The following is a 24,963-nucleotide window of genomic DNA, read 5'->3' on the forward strand; positions in this document are numbered from 1 at the left end:
CGGCATGACCTACAGCTACCAGCGGCGCAAACGCCGGGGCGGGCGCGGTCTGATGACGCTGCTGATCCTGCTGCTGCCAGCCGCCCTGGTCATCCTGCCGACCAGCATGTTGCTGATCGCCGGGCTGATTCCCACCATCGTCGCCATCATCGTGGATCGGGATACGGAAAAATCGGCCGCTCTGACGGTGGGGGCGATGAATCTCTGCGGGGTGGCGCCCTTCATCGTCCAGCTCTGGCAACAGGGTCACACGGTGACCCTGGCCATGCGGATGCTGACCACGCCCCATACCTGGCTGGTGATGTTCGGGGCGGCGGCCCTGGGCTGGCTGATGTATTTCTTCATTCCCCAGATCGTGGTGGCGGTGGCCAGCCTGCGCGCCCAATCCAAGATCAAGGAACTGGAGGAACGCCGCGCCCTGCTGATCGCCGACTGGGGCACAGAAATCATGGCCCGCCCCGATGCGGACAAGGCCGAACCGGCGGGATTGATGGATAATCTGGGCGAAAACGACGAAAAGCGCAGTTAACAGATTTCCGCACTTTAAACCGCAATCATATCTGGCAATACTTACCGCGTTCTCACGACGCGGTATGCAATGATCCACACCCCAATCCATAACCGACAGAAGCACCGCATGGAAGTACGATCCATGGTAGCCTGCCTGCTGTCGGGCCTGCTGATGGCGACGCTGCCATCAGGCAGCGCAAACGCGGAGGCGGTGGCCGGGTCAGTGGCAAGCGATGCGCAAGCCTGGCTGCCGGCCAATATGCTGGTCATTATCCTGTTGGGCATGACCAGCGCCATTGCCCTGATGCGGCTGGCTGCCATGCAGCTGCGCTTGCAGCGGGAGATCCAGGCGCATCAGGCGCTGGAGCGGCATTTCCGCGCCTTGATGGCACTGGACGGGCTGACCGGACTGCCCAACCGACACAGCTTTCTGGATCAAGCCGCGGCTGCCCTGGCGGACAGCGTAACCCAGCGGCAGCCGCTTTGCCTGCTGCGGATTGATATTGACCAGTTCCACCAGATCAATGACCGCTATGGCCAACTGGCGGGTGATAACCGGCTGACCAGCCTGGCCCAGTCCCTCCATGAACATCTGGAAAGGGGGGGGCTGCTGGCCCGCATGGGCGGGGATGAATTCGCCATGCTGCTGCCCGCCACCACGCCGACGACGGCGGAGGCGCTGGCGGAACGGTTGCGGGCCGAGGCCGCCAGCGCCGATCCGGCTGCCGGCCCCGGTATCACCATCAGCATCGGCATCGCTTCCAGCCATGCCCATGGCAAGCTGGACCTGTTGCTGGCCCAGGCAGGGCAGGCGCTGGCCGATGCCAAACGCGGCGGCGGCAACCAGGTGGCCCTCGCCCGGCTCCCCGATGAAACGGCATACCCCTTGCACCTGCTGCGGTAGGCTTTCAAGGGGAGATGCCCGCCATGTATGACCGCCTTACCCGACCTGCCCCGCCAAAGACAACCGCGCTGACACCCCGCGCCACGCAAACCCAGCCCAACCGCCCCAAGGACGGGCTGCCGGCGGGGCTGCGCCTGTTGGACGATGCCCGGCATGATGTGGCGCTGGGGGAAATTCTTGCCGCCCTCTCGGCACAAACTGCCCAGCCGCCAGCCTCCAGCCGTCTGCGGGAGGTAGAAGATGCCATTCGGCGCCATTGGGCAGTGCTGCGCAATCTGGTCCGCGAACATGCGGAGCTGAGCCAGCAGGGCCTGCGCACGGACGGCGAGGATTCGCCACCGCCCCCCGTCCGGCCCAAAAAGGTGGCGCTTTACAACCCGCCGCGCCGGGCGGTGGCAGCGGAGTAAAACCCGCCCATTGTCACCGCAACACCCTGGCACTGCCCAGCCAGGGCCCGGTCCTTGACCGGGTTTTGCCGCAATCGGGGGCCAGATTACGGTTCATACCTGAACCGGAGTTTGTGCCATGTCGGTCAATACAAAACCCCTTCTGCTTGCCGGACTTGCCGCCCTGCTGGGTGCCTGCGCCGGCCTGTGGGACATGACAGACGGCACCCTGGCCGGCACCCTGGCCATCCTGACCATCTCGGCCTTTGCCCTGTCCATGCTGGGTCCGCGCTGGACCTGGATGGTGATATTGGGGCTGGCCGCCGGGGTGCTGGTGGCCAATCTGACCGGCTGGCCCCCCCCCGGCAGCCAGCTGCGGGAGATCGACCGCAGCCTGATCACCGCCGCCGTCGCCGCCCTGCCGGCCGCCCTGGGCGGGCTGCTGGGATTGGGGGCCGCTGGCATCGCCCGGCGGCTGGCGGGAAGCTGACCGCCATCGCCTCTGCCCGCACATGGCACCCACGCCTGTATGCAATTAATATTGACTCGCATTCCTGCCACCCCCTAAACCACTGGCGAAGAGATTTCGCATAAAAGACAGTGGGAAGAGTGACATGCGAGCAGCCTTGCTGATGGCCGGCGCCGCCCTGGTGCCGGCCTTGACGTTTCTGGCCCCGGCGCAGGCGCAACAGGTGGCCGAAGCCAGCCCGGTGGAGGAAATCATCGTCACCGGCCGCGTGCAGCGGCTGTACCGGGTGGAAGAAACCAGCATCGGCAAGATGCCGGCCAATATCCTGGACATTCCCCAGGCCGTGCAGGTCATCAATGAGGAGATGATCCGCGATATGGGGGCGCGTAACGTCATCGATCTTTATCGCAATATCTCCGGCGTCAGCTATTTCACCTATGGCGGGGTTACCTTCCGCGGCTTCCGGCAGGAACAAAATTATTATGATGGAATGCGGGGCGACCCGTTCATCGGCTTCGCCGTGCCGCAGCTGTTCAACATCGAACGGGTGGAGGTACTGAAGGGCCCGGCCGGGATGCTCTATGGCCCAGCCGCCCCCGGTGGCACCATCAACTATGTCACCAAGGGGCCGACCGAGGAATTCCGGGGCGATGTGCGCCTGACGGCCGGCAATTACGGCCGCATCGGCGGGTCGGCGGAACTGTCAGGCCCGGCGGATGCGGCGGGGCGCTTCACCTACCGCGTGGGTGCCTTCTACGAGAAGATGGACAGCTTCCGCATCGGTGCTGGCAGCGACAGCAAGATCGGCGATGCCAGCCTGGGCATCAAACTGACGGATGATATCAAGCTGACCCTGCAGGCCATCCATTTCGATCAGGCCCTGCCGGCCAACCGGCTGCGCGGTATCCCGGTCAGCGATGCCGGCGTCTATCTGGGGCCGATCAGCTGGAACCATAATGAACCGACCGATTATTCCAAGCTGACCTCCAACGTGCTGCAGGCCAAGCTGGATGCGCGGATCACCGACAATATCCGCCTGGATGCCGGCATCCGCTGGTTCAAGGCGGAAGAGCTGCAGAATTACCACGAGCCGCGCGGCACCTATGACAGCAACCGCGATGGCATCCCCGACATGGTGCGGCGGGAATTCCGCGACCAGCGGCGCAAGGGCGATGGGCTGGCGTTGGCCGCCAACCTGATCGCCGATGCCGAAACCGGCAGCATTGGCCACAAGATCCTGTTTGGTGCTGACTGGTACCGGGAGGATTCGCTGCTGCTGAGCCGCATCGCCCCCACCCAGGCTTCACGCGGGCCGGTGCCCGATGCCAGCCTGACCAACCGTGTCTATGGCCTGACCTCTGGCGCCAGCTATGCCGCCTATTTCGCCAACCGCCCCTATACCCCGACCGATACCAGGGCGGAGCGGGAAGGCATCTACCTGCAGGATCAGATCAGCCTGACCGAGCAGTGGGATGTGATCGCCGGTGTGCGCTATGACCATTTCACCGATACCAACCGGGTGAACGGCACCGATTATGCCGACGGGGATTACTCCTGGCGCGCCGGCCTGATCTACAAGCCCGTGGATGATGTGTCGGTCTATGCCAGCTGGTCCACCAGCTTTGAACCGCAATCCGTGGCCAACCAGGACAGCAATGCCGGCGGCCCGTTCGACCCGATCACCGGCAAGCAGGTGGAAGCCGGCGTGAAGACGGCGCTGCTGGGGGGACGCATTCAGGCCAATGGTGCTGTCTACCGCATCGTGCGGGAAAACATGCTGCAGACCGATACGAGCAAGCCGCCGGTCAATGGTGTCAACCCGCTTTCCCCCATCGGGGAGGTGACGTCGAAAGGCTTTGAGCTGGACCTGTCCACCGACATCACGCCGGATTGGGTGTTCACCGCCAATTACGGCTATAATGATACCAAGATCACCGGCACCGTGCCGGGGCAGAGCCTGACCAACGCCGTGGGCAACCGCTTTGCCAATGCGCCGCGTAACAAGGTTGGTTTCTGGACCCGGTATCAGGTGCAGGAAATCAACACCGCCTTTGCCTTTGGCGGCGAATATGTCTCCCAGCGGGTCAGCCTGGGGGGACAGACGGTGAAGCCCTATACGATCTTCGATGCCTCCATCATCACCGATCTGGGCTTTGCCGAGGCGATGTTCCGGGTGAAGAATATCTTCGACAAGGAATATGCCGCCTCTGGCTTCACCCTGCATAACGGCCACTTCCCCGGTGAGCCGCGCACCTGGTTCATCGAACTGCGCAAGCAGTTCTGATGGGTTGGGGCGGTCCGGCAGCCGGGGGGGCATCCCACTGCCGGACCGCCTTGCAGCCCTGTCATTTGCTTTCAACGCCGCAATCGCCCATAACCGGTACCAATCCTGAACCATCCAAAGCAGCGAAGTACCACCCATGGGATTTAATTGCGGCATCGTCGGCCTGCCCAATGTCGGCAAGTCCACTCTGTTCAACGCGCTGACCAGCACGGCCGCGGCCGAGGCCGCGAATTACCCGTTCTGCACGATTGAGCCGAATGTCGGCCGCGTCGGTGTGCCCGACCCGCGCCTGGACAAGCTGGTGGAAATCGCCAAGTCGCAAAAGACGGTGCCCACCCAGCTGGAATTCGTCGATATTGCCGGCCTGGTGCGCGGTGCGTCGAAGGGTGAAGGGCTGGGCAACCAGTTCCTGGCCAATATCCGTGAAGTGGACGCCATCGTCCATGTGCTGCGCTGCTTTGAAGATGGCGACATCACCCATGTCGAAGGCTCCATCGACCCCGTCCGCGATGCGGAGACGGTGGAGACGGAGCTGATGCTGGCCGACATGGAAAGCCTGGAAAAGCGCCTGCCGCCGCTGCAGAAGAAGGCCAAGGGCGGCGACAAGGACGCCAAGGCCCTGTCCGACCTGATGGAACGCGTGCTGGCCGTGCTGCGGGAGGGCAAGCCCGCCCGCACGGTGGAGGTCTCCAACGAGGAGCGCGACGCCTTCAAGCAGATGGCGCTGCTGACCGGCAAGCCCGTGCTCTATGTCTGTAATGTGGAAGAGGAATCGGCCGGCAGCGGCAATTCCCTGTCCGCCAAGGTGGCAGAAATGGCCGCCCGCCAAGGTGCCGGCAGCGTGGTGATCTCCGCCGCGATCGAGGCGGAACTGTCGCAGCTGGCTGACGCGGACAAGCTGGATTATCTGCAATCGCTGGGGCTGGAGGAGCCGGGCCTGAACCGCCTGATCCGCGCCGGTTACAGCCTGCTGGGCCTGCTGACCTTCTTCACTGTCGGCCCGAAGGAAGCCCGCGCCTGGACCGTGCGCAAGGGTGCCAAGGCCCCGGAAGCCGCCGGCGTCATCCACACGGATTTCGAGCGCGGCTTCATCAAGGCAGAAACCATCGACTATAATTCCTATGTCACCCTGGGCGGCGAAGTCGGTTGTAAGGAAGCCGGCAAGATGCGCATGGAAGGTAAGGAATATCTGGTTCAGGATGGCGACATCTTCCATTTCCGCTTCAATGTCTGATACATGCCGCTGAAAGCGGTGGAATATACCGGCCGGTTGCAAACCATTCTGCAAGCGGTCGGTATAATACCAATCCGCCATGAGTTTGACTCATGGCGGATTGGTATCGGCGGCGACTGCCGCCGCGCGGCTCGTGCCGCGTTAGCCAAGCCAACGGATGTTGGCGCCGGCGCCTGAGGCCGACGAAGGGTTGACCAAGGGTCAATCATTCGGCGGATTGGTATAATATCAATCTCCCTTGATCGTGACCGATCCAGGGAGATTTTTTGTTTCCTCAGGCCCTGGGCGGGCGCTTCCGCGCCCTTGGCTTACGCGCCCATGGGGGTGCGGGCCGGCGGTCGCCGGCCTCCAGCCCTTGTTTGTGTTGCTCCCCGTATGGGTTAACACCAAAATAGATGGTTTTTTATCCAACCTGTTCGATGGTATATATCTGTTAGAGGGGTATAGGGGGCACGGGCCATGTGGCTGTCCAGTCTGATCGGCACGTCCGACAAGGCGGCAGCGGGACGCAGGCTGAATTTCGAGGTGCAAAGCTTCAAGGTCGATCATTGGGTGATCGAGGATGTCTTTGCCACTGAGGAGGAGGCGCGCGATCTCGTCAAGCAATTGCTGGTCAATCGCGACGGGATGCGCATTGTGCGCGATTTCGCCGGCGCCCCCGGTATGCCCGCCACCCATACGATCATCTTTTCCGAACTGCGGGCACCCAAGGCCAAGCCCATCACCGTGCAGCCGGTGGAGGAAGCGCCGGTCTGTACGGAAAGCCGCGACTATCTTCAGCATGACAGCCGGCAGATCATTTCCCGGATGCTCCGCCAATATCTGGAGGAGAAGGCGCTGACCGCCTCGGAATTGCTTTATAATGCCGGGGAGATGAAGCGGGCCATCAATTTTGAAAATATGATCCCGGTGGCCGTGGGGCGCATTGCCACCATCCAGGGCAAGACCACCGGCCAGGATGCGCGCGACCGGCGCGACATGATCTATGGCAGCCTGACCGACCTGCGGATGAAGGCGGAGGAGGCGCAGAAACGCGCCACCTTCACCATCAAGCAGGATGGTTTCCAGGGTGTCATGACCAAGGCGGAAACGCTGGCCGCCGGCGATAGCGACATGGCCGATTACCTGTCCAAGGTGGTGCTCTGCCGCGATCTGGTGCAGATCCGCAACCTGCTGGGCAAGGTGGAATGGCTGCTGGAAACGGCGGGTGATGCCGGCAGCCAGGCGCCGGCCCATATCCATATCATCGACACGCTGGTGGCCGACGCGCTGAGCTTCCCCAGTGTCATTCAGGATATGCTGGGCCGTCAGCCCGATCTGGGCACGGCGCTGAACCGCATCCTGGATATTCTGGAAGGCACGTTTGAGCCGCAGGAACGGGAAATGGCCCCCGCCATCACCCAGGTGCTCAGCCGCTGGATTGCCATCGGCCATGCGCCGCAATGCCGGCAGGTGGTGTTTGAAGGCTTGCTGCGTTCCATCAAGGGCACCCAGCCCCTGGCGCGCGACCCGGAACGTAACCGCAGCGCCTATGCCGCCCTGGTGGCGCGGGCGATGACGCCGCAGGGCCTGAATGGCGGCCGCCGCATGGCGGAGGCGCTGACCACCGGTTATCTGCGCTTTCTGGAGCAGGGCGGCGGGGAGGGGCGGCGGCTTTCCATCGATGGCGTGACCGCCATGCTGCCCTCTGGCCGCGACCGGGCCATTTTCCTGGCGGAACTGGCGGGCACGGATCTGGGCCAGCGGGAAAAGGACAGCGTGCTGGGCCGGCTGCGCCCGCTGCTGGGGCCGGGGCAGGATGTCAACCGGCTGGTCGGTCTTCAGGTGCCGCTGAAGCCGAAGATGCAGGCCATGGCCTCGCTCTACCGGTCCGTTTATGGGAGCGGCTTGCCGGATGCGGCGGAACTGGCCGACCGGGTGGATAGCATCGTGGCCGATTACATCGTCACGGCTCGGGTGATCGAAAAACTGGATGATCCCTCGGCCAATCTGCGCATCCGCGCCACCCGGCTGATGCAGTTCGCTGCCAATGACGTGCTGTCCAGCCCCAAGGCGCGCAAGATGGTGCGTGACCAGATCATCGGCCATCTGCGCCAGCCCAATTTCGACGGCAAGTTCGTGGAGGGGCTGAACACCCCGCAGGAACAGGCCCAGGCGCTGCGGAATTTCTACGACCTGCTGCGCCGCGCTCAGTTCATGTAAGGGTTTTGGTCCCCGCCGTCGCTTCCCGCTTCTCCGCCCAGCGGCGCCAAAGGTGGAAGGCGGGGGGGGCCAGCAGCACGATCAGCATGATGCGCACAATATGATGGGTGGCGACGAAGGCCACGTCAGCGTGCAGTGACAGGGCCACCAGGCTCATCTCCGCCAGTCCGCCCGGCGCATAGGCCAGGATCAGCCCCGGCAGGGGCAGCCCGGTCAGCAGATGCAGCAGCGTGGCCATCGCTACCGTCACCGACAGCAGCAGAATGGTCAGCCCGATGGCGACCAGCAAGGTGCGGGCGATCTGTACCAGGGGCACGCGGGCGAAGCGGGCGCCGATGCTGGCGCCGATCACCACCTGGGCCGTCGCCACCAGCAGGCCCGGCGGCTTGCCGGCCATGAAGCCGGCCAGATGCAGGCCTGCGCTCAACAGCATCGGGCCGACCAGCATCCCCGCCGGCACCCGCAGGCGCTGGGCCAGGGGGGCGCCGGCGGCACAGAGCGCCATCATGGCATAATCCTGCCAGGGCAGGTCCAGCAGGCCGGGGCCCAGGCCGCGCAGGCTCCAATCCCGCCCGGCCGGGTCATAACCGGGCAGGGCCTGAAAGGCGAAGGGGATGGTCAGCACCACCAGCATGACCCGCAGGCTGTGGCCCAGGGCGATGGTGCGGTCATCGCCGCCCATCGCCCCGCCCATCATCACCATTTCATTGAAACCGCCTGGCATGGCGGAGAAATAGGCTGTCACCCGGTCATAACCGGCGGCCTTTTTCAGATAGAACAGCCCGGCGCTGGCGCAGATGACGATATAGAGCCCCAGCCCCGCCAGACTATAGCCCCATTCCCCGATATGGGAGAGCAGGGATGGATGGAAGGCGCTGCCCAGCATGATGCCCAGGATCACCACCATCCAACTGCGCAGCACGGGCGGAACCCCCACCGGCAGCCGGAACAGGGCCGCCAGGGTGGTGGCCAGCATGGCCCCCAGCATGAAGGCCAGCGGCACATGCAGCCGGAAGAACAGATAGCCGCCGCCGGCCCCCAGGCACAGGGCGGTGAGAAAGGCGCGGCCGGGAATGCCGCGCCGGGGCGGTTTGGTGCTGGTGTCGCTCATTTCTCGATCCGACCCAGCCGCACGGCGGTATGGCCGATGGCCGGCAGGCGGCTGGGCATGATCAGCACACAATCATCATGCGGGGTGGTGATGGCGCGGTCGCCATCCTGCGCAATCAGGGTGCCGGCGGCGGGGATGATCTCCATGCCGTTCATTTCCCTTACGAAACGGAACTGCTCGCTGCCCACGGTAATGGTTTCCGTCACCCGGACAAGCCTTGGCGGCGGGTAGGGGCCGGATGGCAGCCATGGGGCCAGCGCAGGTTTTGCCACCACGCCGCACATGTCCAGAAACCGCGCGGTGATCGTACAGGCGGTGGCCACCGTATCGGCGGCCCAGTGCTGGCCGCATTCTGCCAGCAGCGCCAGAGCATGGCCGCCCTGGAAATGCGGATGGTCGATCAGCCGGGTGCCATCGGCATGGCCCTGGTCCGCCACGATCCAGCCGGGCAGCCCCAGTTCCCGCGCCAGCGCCGCCGCAGCGTTGCTGCGCCCGGCCAGCATCAGGGGGATGGGATCATGCAGCATGGAATGCAGGTCCAGCACCCGGTCAGCCGTGGCCAATATCGGCCACAGGGTCTGGGCGCGGGCCTGTTCTGCTGTGCGGGCCGGGCCCGCCAGCCGTTCCGGCGCCCAGACCCGGTTCATATCCTCTTCCCCATAGCGGGACTGGGCGGGGTAGCGTGGATCGAACTGCTGAAAGGCCGCGACATTGGCGAAGATCAGGCTCAACCGGCCCCGACGAGGGCGGATGTTGCATCGCAGCAGCTGATCCAGCACAATCGCACCGGCATATTCATTGCCATGCATCAGGGCCACCAGGGCGACATGCGGACCGGGATGGCCGCTGTCGAACTGCCAGACATAGGGAATGCCCCGATTCCCCGCCTGATGGGGGGATATATCGGGCGGCGGCACGCAGACGGGTGGAAGGTTCTTCATCCGCAACTGCCTTTTGCATCATGGGTTTGCGGTCCGGTGCGCCGGTCTGGCATGACGGCTTGCCCCTCGACGGGGGGCGGTCTTGACTGTATAGGTTCCAAGACAGTTTGATGAAAGACGGATGGCAAGTTTCCCCGCCCTCCGTGTCCGTTAGGCGGAGCCTGCCCCTTGAGCCTGAGAGAGCGCCGATGAGTCTGGTAATCGACGATGTCGTCGTCCGGCATGATCCGGTCGGTGCGCCGATTCCGGTCCTCTTCGATTCGCCGCACAGTGGCACCCGCTACCCGGCCGATTTCAATTTCGTCTGCCCCCTGCCGCTGCTGCGTCAGGCAGAGGATACCCATGTGGACGAGCTGTTCAACATGGTGCCGGATTTCGGGGCAACCTATCTCTGCGCGCTGTTCCCGCGCTCCTATATCGATGCAAACCGCGCGCCGGATGATATCGATCCGGCCATGCTGGATGGGCAATGGCCGTTTCCGGTGAACCCGTCGGGCAAAAGCCTGGCCGGCATGGGGCTGGTGCGGCATCTCTGCCGCCCCGGAATGCCGATGTATGATGGTCGCCTGCCGGTTTCGGTGGTGATGGACCGGCTGGAAAATTACTGGCGGCCCTACCATGATCTGCTGGCAGCCTCGCTGGATGATCTCTACGCACGGTTCGGCGCGGTCTATCACATTAATTGCCATTCCATGCCCAGCTTCGTCATCGGGCCGGAGCGGGAGACGCCGGATTTCGTGCTGGGCGACCGCGACGGCTCCACCTGCGAGGCGGGTTTCACCCGCATGGTGGCGGAAAAGCTGCGCGGCATGGGGTACAAGGTGCGCATCAACGATCCCTACAAGGGGGTCGAACTGGTGCGCCGTTATGGCCTGCCGACGCGGGGGCGCAATTCCCTGCAGCTGGAAATCGACCGGCGCCTCTATATGAACGAGGAAACGCTGGAGATTCATGAGGGGTTTGAGGTGCTGCGCCGGGATTTGTCGCTGCTGGTGGCGGAAATCCGGGATTATGCGCTGCACCGCGCCGCCGCGCGGGCGGCGGCGGAATAACAGAAGGGCCGGACGATGGCGGATTTTCATACCTATGAACCCGCCGCCGGTCACGGTCTGGCGCATGACCCGCTGAATTCCATTGTCGCCCCCCGGCCCATTGGCTGGATTTCCAGCCGGGGGGCGGATGGGGTGAACAATCTCGCCCCCTACAGCTTTTTCAACCTGTTCAATTACCGCCCGCCGATCATCGGTTTTGCCAGTACCGGCTGGAAGGACAGTGTCGCCAATATCCAGGAAACCGGGGTTTTCGCCTGGAATCTGGTGACGGAGCCATTGGCCCGCCCGATGAATGAAACGGCGGCCATGGTTTCCCGTGAAACCGATGAATTCGTGCTGGCCGGGCTGACCCCGGCCGCTTGTGCGAAGATCGACGCCGCCTATGTGGCGGAAAGCCCTGTCAGTTTTGAATGCCGGCTGACCCAGTTGATCCGCCTGACCAACCATCAGGGGGCGGCGATCGACACCTGGCTGGTGCTGGGGGAAGCGGTGCTGATCCGCATCCATCACAGCCTGATTGTGGGCGGTGTCTATGACACGGTGAAATCCGCACCCGTGCTGCGCGGCGGCGGCCCGGCGGATTATTTCACCATTTCAGAGGCGGCGAAATTCAAGATGGGCCGTCCGGGGACGTGAGGCACGTCACCCGCATGTCTGGCGGGTGCCGCGGATATGGATCGTGTACTGGGAGCCTTGGCCGTAGCCGTATGGCACAGCGCTGATGGCCTATGGCGAACCCTGGCCAGGGTTTCGGCTTTGCCAAATGTGAGCAAATAAGATCAATTCTGTCGTTGTGCGAATTCGTCTGTGTGTTTTTTCTACTAAAAGTTATATATCTCTGGATTTCTTGACCCGGAGGTATAGGCCATGACCGCCAACGCGCCCTATGTACAGATTCCGCTCTATCTGGTTCAGGTGTCCCCCGGTGAGATAAAGGTGGGCATCAAGATCGCCATCAATGGCGGCTTGCCCATGCTGTACGAACTGGATACCGGTGCCTCTGGCTTTTATCCAGCGGCAGAAATTCCGGCAAACAAAGGCGTCAGTTCGACGTCGCTTGCCTGGTGGACGGATTTCCAGGCGCCTGCTGGGATCGCCAGCTTTACCCAGAAGTACTCCAGCGGCAATTGCTACACGGCTGTATCGACGCCGGCGACCCTGACCTTTGAAGGGAACAGCTATATTTATTCAAGCGAGACGAATGCCTATCAGGCTGGGCCTGTTCCTGCGGTGACGGTCAATGTGGGTGCCGTCATTGGCGCAACGAACAGCAATAATAGTGGTTTTGCTGAAAATTGGGTTCAGTCCCTGACCAATGCCAATACGGATATCGCGAATGGCGATAGTGTTACCGCAGGCCCGCTGGACAGTTACTTTTTTGGCGATTTCGGTATCGGCTTGGGTAATGCCGCCAACGGCGCGGCTGATGAAGGGGCTCCTGTTCTGGCGGTGCTGCCGCAGTTCCCCTTTCCCTTCTGCACTCAGTTCACCATCGCGTTGGGGGCGCAGCCCTGTGAGGCCGATTGGAAGAAGGCGACAAACAACACCATCGCGCAGGGTGTTCTGACGCTGCTGGTGCCCCCCACTTCGTTTGGGGATAATCCGATACCCGTTGCCATGAATCCGGCGACCCCCCCGCAGTTTTATCCCAGCAGCGGTGTGTTGCCATTTCCTCCCATCACCACTTTTGATCAGGCGCAGATCAACGCGGATTTCTCACTCAGCAACCCGGCCAATACCGCTGATATTTCGGCGGTGCCGATGGTTCTGGATACCGGATGTCCCAGTATGGTTATTCATCTGGGTGAAAGTGGGGCGCTGTCGCTGAGCACGGGCAGCCAGTTGGAAGATCTGCTGATTGAAACGGGTACCCCGAATGGCAAGGGCAAGATCACCGTCATCAATGGTACCCAAGTCAGCTTTCAGCCAGCCGTCACGACAGCATTTAAGGCAGACAATGGTGCCAATAGCGTCTCTGCAACCTTGCTGACAGCGAACAAGCCGGGCAAACAGAATGGTTACGTCAATACGAGTATCCGAACGTTCTTCGATAACACCGTAACTTTCAGCCTTTCGGACGGCACGCTGACGCTTTATCCGCAAAAAGGGTAACGGCTGCTCCATCGGCGGGGAACGCCCCCGCCGATGGGACAATCTATCCTTACTTCCAGATCGGCTTGCCGCTGCCGGGCAGACCCAGTTTGCCCCACATCTCACTCACCTTATCCACCGTGCCCTGATCCATGAACAGCTTCTCCCCCCATTCCCGATGGGTTTCCGGGGGCAGTTTGTTGGTGGCGTCCATGCCGACCTTGCCGCCCAGGCCGCTTTCCGGGCTGGCGAAATCCAGATAGTCGATGGGCGTGCCCTCGATCATGGTGATGTCGCGCACGGGGTCCATGCGGGTGCTGATCGCCCACATCACATCCTTCCAGTCGCGCGCATTGATGTCGTCATCCACCACGATGACCCACTTGGTGTACATGAACTGGCGCAGGAAGGACCACACACCCATCATCACCCGCTTGGCGTGGCCCGGATAGGCCTTCTTCATCGACACCACGGCGATGCGATAGGAACAGCCCTCCGGTGGCAGCCAGAAATCCACGATCTCGGGGAATTGCTGCTGCAACAGGGGGATGAACACCTCGTTCAGCGCCTCGCCCAGCACGCTGGGTTCATCAGGCGGGCGACCGGTGAAGGTGGACAGGTAGATCGGGTCACGCCGCATGGTGATGGCGGTGACGGTGAAAACCGGGAACGGCTCCACCGAGTTATAATAGCCGGTATGGTCGCCATAGGGCCCTTCATCGGCATATTCATCCAGGCTGACATAGCCTTCCAGCACAATCTCCGCCGTGGCCGGCACCTTCAACGGCACCGTCTTGCATTCCACCAGATCGACCTTTTTACCGCGCAGCAAACCGGCGAACTGATATTCCGACAAGGTATCCGGCACCGGTGTGACGGCGGCCAGGATGGTGCCGGGATCAGCCCCCAGCACCACGGCGGCGGGCAGCGGCTCCCGCTTGCCCGCCTGTTTCCAGCGCTGGTGATGCTGGGCGCCGCCGCGATGTTTCAGCCAGCGCATGATGGTCTTGTTCTTCCCCAGCACCTGCATCCGATAGATGCCGAGGTTGAAATTATCCTCCCGCTTGCCGTCCTTGTCATCATGGGTCGGGCCCTTGGTGACGACCAGCGGCCAGGTGATCAAGGGGGCGGGTTCCCCCGGCCAGCAGCTTTGCACCGGCAGGATCGACAGGTCGATATCATCGCCGGTCAGCACCACCTCCTGGCACGGCGCCTTGGAGACGGAGCCGGGGCGCATGGCCATGACCTGGCGGGCCAGGGGCAGCATGGCAAAGGCTTCGCGCAGGCCACGCGGCGGCTCCGGCTGTTTCAGGAAGGCCAGCGTCTCCCCCACCTCGCGCAACTGGTGCGGTTCGCGCTCCATGCCCCAGGCTACGCGCTCCACGGTGCCGAACAGGTTGATCAGCACCGGCATGGTGCTTTTGCTGCCATCGGCCTTGATGACATTTTCAAACAGAACCGCCGGCCCACCCTCCGCCAGCAGGCGGGTATGGATTTCCGTCATTTCCAGCTGGGTGGAAACCGGCTCCCTCACGCGGACCAGACGGCCGGTTTCTTCCAGCTTGGTGATGAAATCGCGCAAGGAGGCATAGGGCATGATGGGCGGCCTGCGGCAGAAACGATGGGCGCGTAACATCGGTGCCGGCGGCGGCAAGGTCAAGGGGCGGTAAAAGACGGTTACGCTGCGCGCCGACGCGCGCCCTGCGTTCCAGCCTTCGCTCTTGGGTGTGGCGTCATGATTTAAGGCCTGGGCGGGAACGACGGTGGTGAAGTGGCGCGATTTCAAAAAGCACGATAACTGTCCGGGCAGCCCCCAAGCGACTCAGAGGAAATCATCCTCGTCATCGTCCGGTTCCGGCAGGCTGGCGCCGGTGGTGATGGCATCGGTCAGCTTGGCGCCACGCATGTTGGCTTCCAGCAGGTTGGCCGACGTCAGGTCGGCCCCGCGCAGATCGGCGCCCGACAGGTTGGCCCCGCGCAGCATGGCGCGGGTCAGGCTGGCCTGGACCAGAATGGTGTTGGACAGGTTGGCCGGCCATTTACGCCCGGTGCCCCGGCCGTTTGGCCCCTTTATTTCCACCGAACCGACCTTGGCGGCATCCAGCTTGGCGCCGGTCAGGTTGCTGCCGCGCAGGTTGGCGCCATCCAGCGTCGCCCCCGTCAGGTCGGCATATTGCAGGCTGGCCCCGGACAGGTCAGCCATCACGAACATGCCGTCGCGCAGCTTGGCGCCGGAAAAATTGACACCCTTCAGGTTGGAGCCGCCCAGATTGGCCCCGATCAGATCGATATGGGAGAGATCCTGGCCTTCCAGATCGGCCCGCTCCCCCTTCTCGCCATTGCTGACGATCCATTGCTGGTGGGCGGTCAGAATACGCTGAATGGTGGCGGAGAAGCTTTCGGCCGAGCGGCTGAAATTGGCCCCCAGCATATCCACACTGGACAGGTCCACCCCTTCCAGGTTCGCCCCCTGAAGGTCGGCATTGCGCAGAACCGCCCCGGTCAGCATGGCGCCGGCCAGATTGCAGTCCCGCAGCTTGGCCCCGGCCAAGTTGGCCCCGGCCAGATTGACGCCGCGCAGGTCACTGCCGGAAAAATTGGTGTTCTTCAGCGCCGACCGGGTCAGGTTGCAGCCGGCCATCTGTGCCCCGGAACAATCGGCCCCCACCAGGGAACATTCCGACAGGTCCGCCCCGGCCAGATTGGCATTGGCCAGGGTGGCATCCTCCATCTCCGCGCCGCGCAGGTCGGACGGTTCCATCTTGACGGAACCGGGATTGCGCCGGTCCAGCAGGGCACCGCCGCGCAGGTCGGCGCCGCGCAGGATGGCGCATTTCATCCGCGCACCCCGCAGATGGGCCCCGCGCAGATCGGCGTTGGTCAGGTTGCAATTGATCATGATGGCGCGGTTCAGCCGCGCGGCGAACAGATCGGCCGCCGTCAGATTGACGCCGGTGAAATCGCATTCGGTCAGGTTCGCCCCCGACATCTTGCAATTCTGCAGGTTGGCGCCGGAGAAATTATGCCCCTGCAGGTCGGCCAGGGCCAGCATGGCGCGGGCCCCGCCCATCTGGCGTTTCAGCCAACGTTCGTGCTTGTCGATGACGGCGATCAACTCGTGCGGGGTCATGTGGCCGACAATCCCGGGAACGGGGCACAATGCCCCAAGATGAACTTTCCTTGAACGTGCCACATCCAAAGTGAAATGTGTTAGAGAGTTCGATGATTTTTCCGCATCGCCCGCCTGCCGGGCATCAGCTTCCGGAGTCTGTTCCCGTGGACGATAAGATCAGCGCCGTGCCGACCCGCCATATCGTCACCGCTTATGACGAACAGCTGAACAAGCTGCATGGCTTCATCCGGGAGATGGGGCAACTGGCCGGGGCGCAGATCGTGGATGCCGTGGCCGCCCTCACTGACCGTGACGGCGCGTTGGCTACCCGCGTGATGGAACGGGACCGCCGCCTGGATGAGCTGGAGCGCGAGGCGGAGGCGCAGACCATCCGCCTGCTGGCCCTGCGCCAGCCGGTGGCCAATGATCTGCGTGTGGTGGTGGCGGCCCTGCGCATTTCCAGCAATCTGGAACGGATCGGCGATTTTGCCAGCAATGTGGCCAAGCGCAGCCTGGCGCTGGACGCGTTGCCGGAAATCTCGCTGACCCATTCGATGATTCCCATCGGCCGCGCTGTCAGCGAAATGCTGGCCAATGTCATGCAGGCCTATGAGACGGATGACCTCCAAACCGCCCTGGCCGTGCGCCAGCGCGACGAAGAGGTGGATCGCGCCTATACGGCGCTGTTCCGCGAATTGCTGACCTATATGATGGAAAGCCCGCAGCGCATCACCGCCTGCACCCATCTGCTGTTTGCCGCCAAGAATTTGGAACGGATTGGCGATCACACCACCAACATCGCCGAAACCATCTGCTTCCGCATCCAGGGTGAGGCGCTGGCGGTGGAGCGGGCCAAGGGCGACGATACCTCCACCGTCACGGTGATGCCCGGCTGATCGGGCATCTGGGTTCTGGCATGGGGTTTGCTTCTGCTTTAGGGCAAATCAGAACCGGAACCGATCCCATGCCCCGCCAGACAGCCAGCAATCATTGCGATTTTTCCAGGCCGGTCGGGCGCCATGGGCGCTTGTCCGGCCTTTTCTGTGCGGCACTCGCCCTGTGCCTGGCTTTGGGCGGCTGTACGGCGCGGCCGATGGCCACCAGCATTCCCATGGCACCGCAGCCGGTTTTGCAATCGGCCGGGCAGTGGCAGGTGGTGGCGGAAGATGTCGCCTCGGCAATTTCGGCCCATCTGGAGTTCCAGATGGGCAGGAAGGTGCCGGTCCAGCTTTATATGATGCGCCGGGAAGACACGCTGTTCGCCGACGCCTTCCTGAACGCGGTGACCACCCGGCTGGTGCAGAAGGGCCATCCGGTGGCTGTTGATTCGCGCCCCGACGTCACGTCGGTGGGAATCGATGTGCTGACGGTGAAAAGCAATGCGCCGCGCCTGGATGCCGCACCGATTCCCGGTCCCCTGACCTTTCTGGCGGCCGGTGTGGGGGTGGCCTCGGCCCTGTCGGGCGGTACCTTGTCGAAATTCCCCTGGGGGATCACCGCCGGGGCGGCGGCGGCCGGCCTGGAAATGTGGAACAACAAGCCGCCGGAGACAGATACGGAGCTGATTCTCACCGTCTCCATCGCGCGGGAGGGTTTCTATACCTTCCGCACCAGTGCGGTCTATTACGTGAACGAAGCTGATATCTGGCAATATATCGGCAGCGCCGGGGCGATGGGCGGTGCACGTGGGGTCAATCTGAACAGCGTGCCGCAGGGCGTGGTGCGCTATGACCTCGCCGGCAAGCCGTACATCATGAAGAATTGAGGGCCTGTCTGCCTCTGGGTGAGGCGCAGGCGGGGCCACTGGTGCCGGTTGTCAGGATTGAACTGACGACCTACCGCTTACAAGGCGGTTGCTCTACCACTGAGCTAAACCGGCGGACCAGGGTTCGACCGGTTGCAGGGGAACGCCCTGCAACCGGGCCGGGACATTAGCGCCGTCGCGCGACCTCGTAAAGAGCTACGGCAGCTGCATTCGAAACATTCAGGCTGCCGATGGGGCCGCCGGTGGGCAAACGCACGATTTCATCGCAGCGTTCGCCCGTCAGACGGCGAATACCTTCCCCTTCAGAGCCCATGACCAGGGCGCTGCGGCCGGTCAGATCGACCTGATGCAGGTTGCGCGCGCCTGATTCGGCCAGAGCGACGGTCCAGAAGCCGGCGGCTTTCAGATCATCAATGGCGCGGGCCAGGTTGGTGACGCGCACCAGCGGCACCACCTCCACCGCACCCGATGCCGTCTTGGCCAGGGTGCCGGTGACCGGCGGGGCGTGGCGGTCCTGCACAATGACGGCCTTGGCACCGAACGCGGCGGCAGAGCGCAGCACGGCGCCAACATTATGCGGGTCGGTCACCTGATCCAGCACCACGACCGTGGCGGATGGATCATTGGCGGCGGCGATGCAGATATCCTCAATCTGCACTTCCGGCAGCGGGGCGCAGGACAGCGCCACGCCCTGGTGCACGGCACCCGGCGGCAGCAGCTTGTCCAGGTCATCCTTTTCCACCAGCTGCGGCTCCGGCCGGTCCAGTTCGGCCCGGGACGCCTTGTCGAAAGCGCTGTCCAGCGCCTCCAGCCCGGCCTCGGTCACGAACAGGTCGCGAATCTTGCGCACCGGGTTGGTCCAGGCTGCAGCCACGGCATGAATGCCATAGAGCAGATTATGCTTGTTCAGCGCCGGGCCGATACTGGCGCGCAGCGGGGCTGATTCTTCCAGGCCCAATTCCTCGGCGGCCGACATCGACCGGCCAGGATTGCTGCGGGTCGGGCGATTGTCACCGCGCGGCGGGCGCGAGGGGGCGCCATCACGGCTGATGCGTGCGGGTCCGCCATCACGGGTAGGACGTCCGCCGGGCCGGGCATCATCGCGGCGGGGGCCACGCTGGGGCCGGCGTTCTTCCCCCTGTTGATCAGCAGCGCGCTCACGCGTGACGCGCGGGCCGCGGGCGGGCCGCTCCTCGTCACGGGTAAAGCTTTTGGCCGCGCGGGGGCCCTTTGCGGGCGCGCCGGGCTTGCCGCGACCATTGTCGCGGCCGGTGTTGGTGGGGCCGCTTTTGCTGCGGCGGTCGGATTTGGAGGAGGGGGGTCGGTTTCTCATAAGCGCACTTTCGTTCAAACCCAGCATTTCCGCCAGCCACGAAAAAATCTTGAGGGGTGTGTAAGAAAGTCATTGACGGAAAAATCCGAGCCTTTATAAAGCGCCCCGTTCCGGCGGCAAGCCGAGAGCGGCACCGAGGAAGGGTGGCCGAGTGGTTAAAGGCAGCAGACTGTAAATCTGCCCGCATAGCGTACGCTGGTTCGAATCCAGCCCCTTCCACCAGTTCAGGCGCGCCTCAGATAATGGGGCGCGCCGTTCTGCTTGTGGCGCACTCTCTTAAGGCAGGCGACGGGACGGTCCCGTGCGGGTGTAGCTCAATGGTAGAGCAGAAGCCTTCCAAGCTTACGACGAGGGTTCGATTCCCTTCACCCGCTCCAACGTTTCAAGTTTTCCACGACCCGGCGTCTCAGGACGGATCAGGCAAGGGCACAGGATACCATGGCGAAGGCAAAGTTTGAGCGGACGAAGCCGCACTGCAACATCGGCACGATCGGCCACGTTGACCACGGCAAGACGTCGCTGACCGCGGCGATCACCAAGGTTCTGGCCGAGAAGGGCGGCGCGACCTTCACCGCCTATGACCAGATCGACAAGGCTCCGGAAGAGAAGGCTCGTGGTATCACGATCTCGACCGCGCACGTTGAGTATGAGACGGACAACCGTCACTATGCGCACGTGGACTGCCCGGGCCACGCCGACTATGTGAAGAACATGATCACCGGTGCCGCCCAGATGGACGGCGCGATCCTGGTCTGCTCTGCCGCTGACGGCCCGATGCCGCAGACCCGCGAGCACATCCTGCTGGCCCGTCAGGTCGGCGTGCCGGCGCTGGTGGTGTTCCTGAACAAGATGGATCTGGCCGATCCGGATCTGGTGGAACTGGTCGAGCTGGAGCTGCGCGAGCTGCTGTCCTCCTACGGCTTCCCCGGCGACGATATTCCGATCGTTCCCGGCTCTGCCGTTTGCGCCCTGAACGACACGCAGCCGGAAATCGGCCGCGAAGCCGTTCTGAAGCTGATGGCCGAGGTTGACCGTTACATCCCGCAGCCGGATCGTCCGGTTGACCTGCCGTTCCTGATGCCGATCGAAGACGTGTTCTCGATCTCCGGCCGTGGCACCGTGGTGACCGGTCGCGTCGAGAAGGGCATCGTCAAGGTCGGTGAAGAAGTCGAAATCGTCGGTCTGAAGGACACGGTGAAGACGACGGTGACCGGCGTTGAAATGTTCCGCAAGCTGCTGGACCAGGGCCAGGCTGGCGATAACATCGGTGCGCTGCTGCGCGGCACGAAGCGTGAAGACGTTGAGCGCGGTCAGGTTCTGGCCAAGCCGGGCTCGATCAAGCCGCACACGGACTTCGAAGCCGAGACCTATATCCTGACCAAGGAAGAAGGCGGCCGTCACACCCCGTTCTTCGCCAACTACCGTCCGCAGTTCTACTTCCGTACGACGGACGTGACCGGTTCGGTGACCCTGCCGGAAGGCACGGAAATGGTGATGCCGGGCGACAATATCCGCTTCGCCGTGAAGCTGATCGCCCCGATCGCCATGGACGAAGGCCTGCGCTTCGCCATCCGTGAAGGCGGCCGTACCGTCGGCGCCGGCGTGGTGTCGAAGATCGTCAAGTAATCACACTGCCTTCGGGTGGTTTGTGAGGGGAAAGGGCCGCTGGCAACAGCGGCCCTTTCCTTATTATAGGAGGCTGTCCCGGCGATGGTCTCCGTATGCGGCGGGCGCAATGTTCCAATGCGACGAAAATTCGACAGACAGTGTCATCTGACTGTTGCGTCGCGGCGTTATCTGCGCTATCAACCCGCACTCCCGAGCGGGCGGGCTGGACTGGAAATAAAATTCCATGACGGCAAGTCAGTATCGGGCGCGTAGGAGTGTAGCTCAATTGGTAGAGCACCGGTCTCCAAAACCGGGGGTTGGGGGTTCGAGCCCCTCCACTCCTGCCATCCCTTCACCGGGACGGCACCTCGCAAAAAATCGGCACCTTCGCCGATGCCCGTGTTGAGGAGCGCAAAGCCGGGTTGTTCGCAATCAGGAATGATGGCAAAAACCGCCATGGCGAAGACAAATCCCGCAGAATTCTTGCGCGAGGTGCGCCGTGAGGTGGCCAAGGTCTCTTGGCCGACGCGGAAAGAAACGACCGTTTCGACCATCATGGTGTTCGTCATGGTCATCATGGCGTCCATCTTCTTCCTGGCGGTGGATCAGATCATCGGGTTTGGCATCCGCCTGATTCTCGGCATTGGGGGCTGACCATGGCGATGCGCTGGTACGTCGTTCACGTTTATTCTGGTTTTGAGAAGAAGGTCGCCCAGGCGATCCGCGAGAAGGCCGCTCAGAAGGGCCTTGAAGACAAGTTTGGCGACATCCTGGTTCCGACCGAAGAGGTCGTGGAGGTTCGTCGCGGCGCCAAGATCAATTCCGAACGCAAGTTCTTCCCCGGCTATGTGCTGGTGAAGATGGAGCTGGAGGATGAGACCTGGCACTTGGTGAAGAATGCGCCGAAGGTGACAGACTTCCTGGGCGGTGGCGGCAAGCCGCAGCCGATTTCGGAAGCCGAGGCGCTGCGCATCATGAACCAGGTGCAGGAAGGCGTGGAGCGGCCCAAGCCCTCCATCAGCTTCGAAGTGGGTGAGCAGGTGCGTGTCACGGACGGGCCGTTCACGTCCTTCACCGGTCTCATCGAGGAAGTCGACGAAGACAAGGCCCGCGTCAAGGTTGCGGTCTCCATCTTCGGTCGCGCCACCCCGGTGGAGCTGGAATATACCCAGGTCGAAAAGATCTGACCCCATTCCGGCCGATGTTCGCATCGGCCGGATTTCATGCGTGGGAGGCCGGGCCCCAGAAGTCCAGGGGCAGCCGCACCACGCGATCCCATGATAGGGCGGCCCGGCCGCCCTGTCAGTTTTTGAGGATTGTGTCATGGCGAAGAAAATCGTCGGTTACATCAAGTTGCAGGTTCCGGCCGGCAAGGCCAACCCGTCTCCGCCGATCGGTCCGGCGCTGGGTCAGCGCGGCCTGAACATCATGGAGTTCGTCAAGCAGTTCAATGCGAAGACGGCCCAGCTGGAACAGGGTATGCCGATCCCGGTGGTCATCACCGCTTTCGGTGACCGTACCTTTACCTTCGTTACCAAGACCCCGCCGGTGACCTACTTCCTGAAGAAGGCCTCGGGCATCACCAAGGGTTCGGCCACCGTCGGCAAGTCCGCCACTGTGGGCAAGGTCACGACCTCTCAGGTCCGCGCCATTGCTGAACAGAAGATGGTCGACCTGAACGCGAACGACGTGGAAGCCGCGATGAGCATGATCATCGGTTCCGCTCGTTCCATGGGTCTCGAAGTGGTGGAGGGCTGATAAATGGCCATCGGTAAGCGTCTGAAGAAGGCCAACGCCAACGTTGATCGCAACAAGTTCTACGCCATTGGCGAAGCTGTTGCGACCGTCAAGGGCAATGCCACCGCCAAGTTCGATGAGACCGTCGAAATTGCGATGAACCTGGGCATCGATCCGCGTCACGCTGACCAGCAGGTCCGTGGCATGGTGGTGCTGCCGAACGGCACGGGTAAGACCGTCCGCGTCGCCGTGTTCGCCCGCGCCGCCAAGGCTGAAGAAGCCAAGGCCGCTGGTGCCGATCTGGTCGGTGCCGACGATCTGGCCGAGCAGATTCTGGCCGGCAACATGGATTTCGACCGCTGCATCGCTACCCCGGACATGATGGGCGTGGTCGGTAAGCTGGGTAAGGTGCTGGGCCCGCGCGGCCTGATGCCGAACCCGAAGCTGGGCACCGTAACCCCGAACGTCACCGAGGCCGTCAAGGCCGCCAAGGGTGGTTCGGTCGAGTTCCGCGCCGAAAAGACCGGTATCATTCATGCCGGTGTTGGCAAGGCCAGCTTTACGGCTGAAGCCCTGGAACAGAATGTCAAGGCCTTCGTGGCCGCGATCAACCGTGCCAAGCCGACCGGCGCCAAGGGCACCTATATCGAGAAGGTCTCGCTGTCCTCCTCGATGGGTCCGGGCCTGAAGGTCGATGTGGCCGATCTGGTTGCGTCGCTGCAGGGCTAAGGCCTTACAGATTTCCCGTCATCCGGCTTGCTGGATGACGGGCCGGGTTCGGGGGCGCTTTACCCCGGGCCCACCCTGTCCGAGACTGCCGCGCGCCGATGGGAACCTGTTCCCTGACGCTTAATAGTCCAGCCGGCATAGACGGGAGCGGAAGAACAATTCCGGGATGGTTCGCCCAGGCGGGTCGCTTCGGACATGATGTTTGTATGCTTCTGGGACAGGTAAGCCTGGTCTGGTCCGGCCGATGCCGGATCGGACTTTTCGTGTGACCGGACGGAGGGGGCAACCCATCCGTTCATTCGTGGAGGCGAACCGTGGATCGTTCACAAAAGGAAGCGACGATCGCGGCCCTTAATCTTGAGCTGCAGTCGGCAGCCCTCGTCGTCGTGACTAAGCAGTCCGGCATGACGGTGGCTGAAGTTACCGATTTGCGCCGCAAGATGCGGGCCGCGGGTGCCAGCTTCAAAGTGACCAAGAACCGGCTCGCCCGCATCGCCCTCAAGGGCACGCAGTTCGAGAAGACCGAGGACCTGTTCAAGGGTCCGACCGCCATTGCCTGGTCCAAGGACCCGGTTGCGGCGGCCAAGGTCGCCATCGACTACGCCAAGACCAACGACAAGTTCAAGGTCATTGGCGGCGGTCTGGGCTCGACGGTTCTGAACACGCAGGGCATTGAAGCCCTGTCGAAGCTGCCGTCGCTGACCGAACTGCGTGCTGGCCTGCTCGGCATGATCCAGACCCCGGCGACCCGTATCGCTGGTGTTCTGCAGGCTCCGGGTGGCCAAGTGGCCCGCGTTCTCGCGGCCTACGCCAAGAAGGACGAGGCGGCCTGAGCCGCATCCTTTTTTCAACAAAGTCAGTGTCCCTAGGAGAACACCATGTCCAAGCTCGAAAAGCTGGTTGAAGAACTGTCCGCTCTGACCGTTATCGAAGCGGCTGAGCTGTCCAAGCTGCTGGAAGAGAAGTGGGGCGTTTCCGCCGCCGCTCCGGTGGCCGTTGCCGCTGCTCCGGCCGCTGCCGCTGCCGCTGCCCCGGTCGAAGAGCAGACCGAGTTCACCGTTGAACTGGTTGACGGTGGCGACAAGAAGATCAACGTCATTAAGGAAGTCCGCGCCATCACCGGCCTGGGCCTGAAGGAAGCCAAGGACCTGGTCGAAGGCGCTCCGAAGGTCGTCAAGGAAGGCGTGCCGAAGGACGAAGCGGCCAAGATCAAGAAGCTGCTGGAAGACGCCGGCGCCAAGGTCGCCGTCAAGTAATAGTGGCGTTCTTCGCTGCATAAGAGGGCGCCGGACGGTGGCCATCCTGAAAGGGATGCCCGCCGCCCGGCGTCGTCTGTCTTTTCTGGACCGGGCTTTCCCGCTATCATCGCGGGCTCGCCCGGGACAGATCCAGGGTGAGAGTTCAGGCAGCATCGGCAATGCCGGTGAGGCCGGGCTAAAAACCAAGCATTTCCAGGCTTTTTGTCCAGCGCCGAAGAGCGGAAATGCCGGTTATA

The 24,963-nt window shown here is 63.0% G+C and carries 24 protein-coding genes and 4 tRNA genes; 22 read left to right on the forward strand and 6 right to left on the reverse strand.

Annotated features, from left to right (window positions below; genetic code table 11):
• Positions 1-4 precede the first annotated feature (4 nt).
• From PCJ49_RS11735 to PCJ49_RS11765, 7 genes are all read left to right on the forward strand, one after another.
• On the forward strand, positions 5-529 hold the full coding sequence (locus PCJ49_RS11735; RefSeq protein ID WP_269911095.1) for a hypothetical protein: 525 nt from the start codon (positions 5-7) through the stop codon (positions 527-529).
• A 123-nt stretch (positions 530-652) separates the two neighbouring features.
• On the forward strand, positions 653-1,414 hold the full coding sequence (locus PCJ49_RS11740; RefSeq protein ID WP_269911096.1) for a GGDEF domain-containing protein: 762 nt from the start codon (positions 653-655) through the stop codon (positions 1,412-1,414).
• A 23-nt stretch (positions 1,415-1,437) separates the two neighbouring features.
• Positions 1,438-1,821, forward strand: a complete 384-nt coding sequence (locus tag PCJ49_RS11745; protein WP_269911097.1) for a hypothetical protein — start codon at positions 1,438-1,440, stop codon at positions 1,819-1,821.
• 118 nt (positions 1,822-1,939) lie between these two features.
• Positions 1,940-2,290, forward strand: coding sequence for a hypothetical protein (locus PCJ49_RS11750; RefSeq protein WP_089286189.1), 351 nt, complete (start codon positions 1,940-1,942; stop codon positions 2,288-2,290).
• 124 nt (positions 2,291-2,414) lie between these two features.
• On the forward strand, positions 2,415-4,553 hold the full coding sequence (locus PCJ49_RS11755; protein WP_269911098.1) for a TonB-dependent siderophore receptor: 2,139 nt from the start codon (positions 2,415-2,417) through the stop codon (positions 4,551-4,553).
• A 136-nt stretch (positions 4,554-4,689) separates the two neighbouring features.
• Positions 4,690-5,787, forward strand: coding sequence for a redox-regulated ATPase YchF (gene ychF / locus PCJ49_RS11760; RefSeq protein WP_269911099.1), 1,098 nt, complete (start codon positions 4,690-4,692; stop codon positions 5,785-5,787).
• A gap of 459 nt (positions 5,788-6,246) precedes the next feature.
• The gene (locus PCJ49_RS11765) at positions 6,247-7,989 is read left to right on the forward strand and encodes a hypothetical protein (protein WP_269911100.1); all 1,743 of its coding nucleotides are present in this window, start codon (positions 6,247-6,249) and stop codon (positions 7,987-7,989) included.
• On the opposite strand, the gene PCJ49_RS11770 is transcribed toward PCJ49_RS11765, so the two are convergent.
• Together PCJ49_RS11770 and PCJ49_RS11775 are read right to left on the reverse strand one after the other, a co-directional pair.
• Complete coding sequence (locus PCJ49_RS11770) at positions 7,982-9,100, reverse strand: AbrB family transcriptional regulator (protein WP_269911101.1); 1,119 nt, start codon at positions 9,098-9,100, stop codon at positions 7,982-7,984. The genes PCJ49_RS11765 and PCJ49_RS11770 overlap by 8 nt on opposite strands.
• Complete coding sequence (locus PCJ49_RS11775) at positions 9,097-10,041, reverse strand: succinylglutamate desuccinylase/aspartoacylase family protein (RefSeq protein ID WP_269911102.1); 945 nt, start codon at positions 10,039-10,041, stop codon at positions 9,097-9,099. The genes PCJ49_RS11770 and PCJ49_RS11775 overlap by 4 nt, the downstream gene beginning before the upstream one ends.
• A 188-nt stretch (positions 10,042-10,229) precedes the next feature.
• Between PCJ49_RS11775 and PCJ49_RS11780 the strand changes: the two genes are divergently transcribed.
• The 3 genes from PCJ49_RS11780 (at position 10,230) to PCJ49_RS11790 (ending at position 13,205) form a co-directional block, all read left to right on the forward strand.
• Positions 10,230-11,093 (forward strand): N-formylglutamate amidohydrolase, encoded by an 864-nt coding sequence (locus PCJ49_RS11780; protein ID WP_269911103.1) that lies wholly within the window; start codon positions 10,230-10,232, stop codon positions 11,091-11,093.
• 15 nt (positions 11,094-11,108) lie between these two features.
• On the forward strand, positions 11,109-11,729 hold the full coding sequence (locus PCJ49_RS11785; protein ID WP_269911104.1) for a flavin reductase family protein: 621 nt from the start codon (positions 11,109-11,111) through the stop codon (positions 11,727-11,729).
• Positions 11,730-11,960: 231 nt separating this feature from the next.
• Positions 11,961-13,205 carry a hypothetical protein gene (locus tag PCJ49_RS11790; RefSeq protein WP_269911105.1) on the forward strand — a complete coding sequence of 415 codons (1,245 nt, stop codon included), beginning with the start codon at positions 11,961-11,963 and terminating at the stop codon, positions 13,203-13,205.
• A 49-nt stretch (positions 13,206-13,254) separates the two neighbouring features.
• Here the strand turns inward: PCJ49_RS11790 and PCJ49_RS11795 are convergent, their stop codons facing one another.
• Entirely contained in the window at positions 13,255-14,781 is a 1,527-nt protein-coding gene (locus PCJ49_RS11795) for a UbiD family decarboxylase (protein ID WP_269911106.1), read from the reverse strand.
• 225 nt (positions 14,782-15,006) lie between these two features.
• On the reverse strand, positions 15,007-16,314 hold the full coding sequence (locus PCJ49_RS11800) for a pentapeptide repeat-containing protein (RefSeq protein ID WP_269911107.1): 1,308 nt from the start codon (positions 16,312-16,314) through the stop codon (positions 15,007-15,009).
• Between the two features lie 146 nt (positions 16,315-16,460).
• Here PCJ49_RS11800 and phoU point away from each other — a divergent pair, with 146 nt between their 5' ends.
• Together phoU and PCJ49_RS11810 are read left to right on the forward strand one after the other, a co-directional pair.
• Positions 16,461-17,192, forward strand: a complete 732-nt coding sequence (gene phoU / locus PCJ49_RS11805) for a phosphate signaling complex protein PhoU (RefSeq protein ID WP_269911108.1) — start codon at positions 16,461-16,463, stop codon at positions 17,190-17,192.
• A gap of 68 nt (positions 17,193-17,260) precedes the next feature.
• Entirely contained in the window at positions 17,261-18,061 is an 801-nt protein-coding gene (locus tag PCJ49_RS11810) for a hypothetical protein (RefSeq protein ID WP_269911109.1), read from the forward strand.
• Positions 18,062-18,100: 39 nt separating this feature from the next.
• On the opposite strand, the gene PCJ49_RS11815 is transcribed toward PCJ49_RS11810, so the two are convergent.
• Together PCJ49_RS11815 and rlmB are read right to left on the reverse strand one after the other, a co-directional pair.
• Positions 18,101-18,175 (reverse strand) — tRNA-Thr (locus PCJ49_RS11815).
• A gap of 52 nt (positions 18,176-18,227) precedes the next feature.
• Entirely contained in the window at positions 18,228-19,394 is a 1,167-nt protein-coding gene (gene rlmB, locus PCJ49_RS11820; RefSeq protein ID WP_347710432.1) for a 23S rRNA (guanosine(2251)-2'-O)-methyltransferase RlmB, read from the reverse strand.
• 137 nt (positions 19,395-19,531) lie between these two features.
• On the opposite strand from rlmB, the gene PCJ49_RS11825 reads away from it, so the two are divergent.
• The 10 genes from PCJ49_RS11825 (at position 19,532) to rplL (ending at position 24,724) form a co-directional block, all read left to right on the forward strand.
• A tRNA-Tyr gene (locus PCJ49_RS11825) sits at positions 19,532-19,616 on the forward strand.
• A gap of 81 nt (positions 19,617-19,697) precedes the next feature.
• Positions 19,698-19,771, forward strand: a tRNA-Gly gene (locus tag PCJ49_RS11830).
• 61 nt (positions 19,772-19,832) lie between these two features.
• A complete protein-coding gene (tuf, locus tag PCJ49_RS11835; protein ID WP_089287560.1) occupies positions 19,833-21,020 on the forward strand; it encodes an elongation factor Tu in 1,188 nt (395 codons plus the stop codon).
• Positions 21,021-21,273: 253 nt separating this feature from the next.
• A tRNA-Trp gene (locus PCJ49_RS11840) sits at positions 21,274-21,349 on the forward strand.
• Between the two features lie 109 nt (positions 21,350-21,458).
• Positions 21,459-21,656: a preprotein translocase subunit SecE gene (gene secE, locus PCJ49_RS11845; protein ID WP_269911110.1), complete on the forward strand. Its 198-nt coding sequence runs from the start codon at positions 21,459-21,461 to the stop codon at positions 21,654-21,656.
• 2 nt (positions 21,657-21,658) lie between these two features.
• The gene (gene nusG / locus PCJ49_RS11850; protein WP_089287575.1) at positions 21,659-22,189 is read left to right on the forward strand and encodes a transcription termination/antitermination protein NusG; all 531 of its coding nucleotides are present in this window, start codon (positions 21,659-21,661) and stop codon (positions 22,187-22,189) included.
• Between the two features lie 136 nt (positions 22,190-22,325).
• The gene (gene rplK, locus PCJ49_RS11855; protein WP_089287574.1) at positions 22,326-22,760 is read left to right on the forward strand and encodes a 50S ribosomal protein L11; all 435 of its coding nucleotides are present in this window, start codon (positions 22,326-22,328) and stop codon (positions 22,758-22,760) included.
• Between the two features lie 3 nt (positions 22,761-22,763).
• Complete coding sequence (rplA, locus tag PCJ49_RS11860) at positions 22,764-23,468, forward strand: 50S ribosomal protein L1 (protein ID WP_269911111.1); 705 nt, start codon at positions 22,764-22,766, stop codon at positions 23,466-23,468.
• A gap of 314 nt (positions 23,469-23,782) precedes the next feature.
• The gene (gene rplJ / locus PCJ49_RS11865) at positions 23,783-24,301 is read left to right on the forward strand and encodes a 50S ribosomal protein L10 (RefSeq protein ID WP_089287572.1); all 519 of its coding nucleotides are present in this window, start codon (positions 23,783-23,785) and stop codon (positions 24,299-24,301) included.
• Between the two features lie 45 nt (positions 24,302-24,346).
• Entirely contained in the window at positions 24,347-24,724 is a 378-nt protein-coding gene (rplL, locus tag PCJ49_RS11870; protein WP_269911112.1) for a 50S ribosomal protein L7/L12, read from the forward strand.
• Positions 24,725-24,963: the final 239 nt, after the last annotated feature.

The organism is Niveispirillum sp. BGYR6 (assembly GCF_027568365.1).
GTDB lineage: Bacteria > Pseudomonadota > Alphaproteobacteria > Azospirillales > Azospirillaceae > Niveispirillum.